Origin of the sequence: Syntrophorhabdus sp., from assembly GCA_012719415.1 — a bacterium.
Classification (GTDB): Bacteria; Desulfobacterota; Syntrophorhabdia; order Syntrophorhabdales; family Syntrophorhabdaceae; genus Delta-02.
The window spans coordinates 1-2,179 of the sequence record JAAYAK010000238.1 but is presented as its reverse complement, the minus strand read 5'-3'; the positions used below and the strand labels follow the sequence as shown (position 1 = coordinate 2,179).

The 2,179-nt window shown below is 59.4% G+C and carries 2 protein-coding genes; both read left to right on the top strand.

All coding sequences use genetic code 11. The features are described from left to right. Positions 1-236 precede the first annotated feature (236 nt). On the top strand, positions 237-890 hold the full coding sequence (locus tag GXX82_14225; GenBank protein ID NLT24193.1) for a GntR family transcriptional regulator: 654 nt from the start codon (positions 237-239) through the stop codon (positions 888-890). Positions 891-1,072: 182 nt separating this feature from the next. After that, positions 1,073-2,077: a thiamine pyrophosphate-dependent dehydrogenase E1 component subunit alpha gene (locus tag GXX82_14220; GenBank protein NLT24192.1), complete on the top strand. Its 1,005-nt coding sequence runs from the start codon at positions 1,073-1,075 to the stop codon at positions 2,075-2,077. Positions 2,078-2,179 lie beyond the last annotated feature (102 nt).

Sequence of the window (2,179 nt, the reverse complement as noted above, 5' to 3'; positions counted from 1 at the left end):
TGAAGGAACTTGCGGCGGCTCCGAAGAATGAAGAAGGGGAAAGCTGAAGCCTTCCCTCACATTGGAGAAGAAAAAAGTCCCTTTCCGGAAACTCCCGGAAAGGGACTTTTAGTTCATTTTTCTTTTTGAGCTTGACATTTTTATTCTTATGAGGGTATCCTATCAAATGTATGTAGGTTGTATTTTACCTGCGTACAAGAAAGAGCGGTCCCATATCCGCGAGAGGAGCGTTCCGAGTGCGCAAAAAAAAGAAAGACCAGGCGTATGAAGAAATCCGGAAACTGGTCCTCCAGAGACGGTCCACCGACCGGTTCTCTTTTTCCGAGAATTCCCTGGCGGCGGAAATGCGCATGAGCCGCACTCCCATCCGGGAAGCCCTGCAGCGCCTTCAGATGGAAGGCTTCATCGAGATTCACCCGAACCGGGGCGTGGTTATCCCCGAAGTTTCCGTGGTGGAAGTGAACGAGACCTTCGCCCTCCGAATGGCCGTGGAGGAATTCGTCATCCGGGAGATGACCCCCCAGATGACCCCGGAAAACATCGGCGAGATGGACCTCTATCTTTCCCGCCAGAAGGAAGCCATGGAACGGAACGATGTCCTGGAATACCTCAGGCACGACAAGGATTTTCATGACCTCTTCTTCCGTTTGTACGCCAATTCCCTGATTTTCAACACCATACAGCGGGTCCTCGACCGGTTTTACTCCATGGGAACCAACGTGCTGAGGCGGCCGGGGAGCGTCCAGCGCTCCTTCGCGGAACACTGTGCCGTCGCCGATGCCGTTCGGAACGGCGACGGTGAAAAGGCTGCCTCGGCCATGCATGCCCACCTGATCACGGGAAAAAACAATGTTCTTTCCATTCCGGGAAATATCGAGAGCGTCGTGTGACGGTCCCGTTGTTTTAACGCTGTGGCATCGAATTTTCTACTGATAGCATTTCAATTCCGGGTTCAGCTTCAGAAAGGGGGGTGCTTTTCGCCGCTCCGTATTCCTGCGGTGAGCGGCGCGCGGCGGAGCCTGTCCGCCGGGGGCAGAGGAACCAAGACCAGAATTCTGACGAGGTGATCTTCATGTGTGCAATGCCGGTACGGAAAGAGGCAACTCTTCCTCTTGCACGGTACGATAAAGAAACGCTGAAGTTTTTCTATGAGACCATGGTGAAGATCCGCAATTTCGAACTCACCGTGGAGAAATTTTTCTTTGACGGAGAGATCCCCGGGTTCGTCCACCTGTACATAGGCGAGGAGGCCGTGGCGGCTGGGGTGATGGCCAACCTGCGCGACTCGGACTACATCCAGAGCACGCACCGCGGGCACGGCCATGCGATAGCCAAGGGGGCCGACCTCAAGAGGATGATGGCCGAGATATTCGGCAAGAGCACCGGGAGCTGCAAGGGCAAGGGAGGCTCGATGCACATCGCCGACTTCGGCGTGGGCATGCTGGGGGCCAACGGCGTCGTGGGCGGCGGCTTCACAATAGCGACCGGGGCCGCGCTGGCGCACAAGATGCAGGGGACGGACGGGGTGGCGGTCGCCTTCTTCGGGGACGGCGCGTCCGACCGCGGGACCTTCCACGAGGCGGCCAACATGGCCGCGGCGTGGGGACTGCCCGTGATCTTCGTCTGCGAGAACAACAAATGGGCGTCGACCACGCCCTACCGGACGACGACCTCGGTGGACCACATCGCCGACCGGGCCGCGGGCTACGGGATGCCGGGGGTGGTGGTCGACGGCAACGACGTCTTCGCGGTGTACGAGGGGGCGAGGTCCCTCGTGGAGAGGGCGCGCCGCGGGGAGGGCCCCGCGCTGCTCGAGTGCAAGACCTATCGCATCAAGGGTCACTTCGTGGGGGACCCGGAGAAGTACCGCACGAAGGAGGAGGTCAGGAAAGTCTTCGAGGAGACCGACCCGATCCCGCGCTTCGAGAGCGCTGTAGTCAAGGCGAGGGCCCTGACCAGGAAGGAGCTCGACGCCATCGACGGAGAGGCCCGCGAGGCTGTTCGCCTGGCGCTTGAGTTCGCCCGCACCTCCCCGGAGCCGGAGGAGTCGGCCCTGTTCGAGGGCCTTTACGTTTAAGGCGGTGGACGTGATGAGTACGATCACTTTTGCTCAGGCAACGCTCGATGCTATGACAGAGGAGATGGCCCGGGACGAGCGCGTGTTCGTCATGGGCGAGGA

Excerpts from the sequence above, each read along its gene's own strand:
- GXX82_14220 (NLT24192.1), top strand. The coding sequence starts at position 1,073 with ATGTGTGCAATGCCGGTACGGAAAGAGGCAACTCTTCCTCTTGCACGG.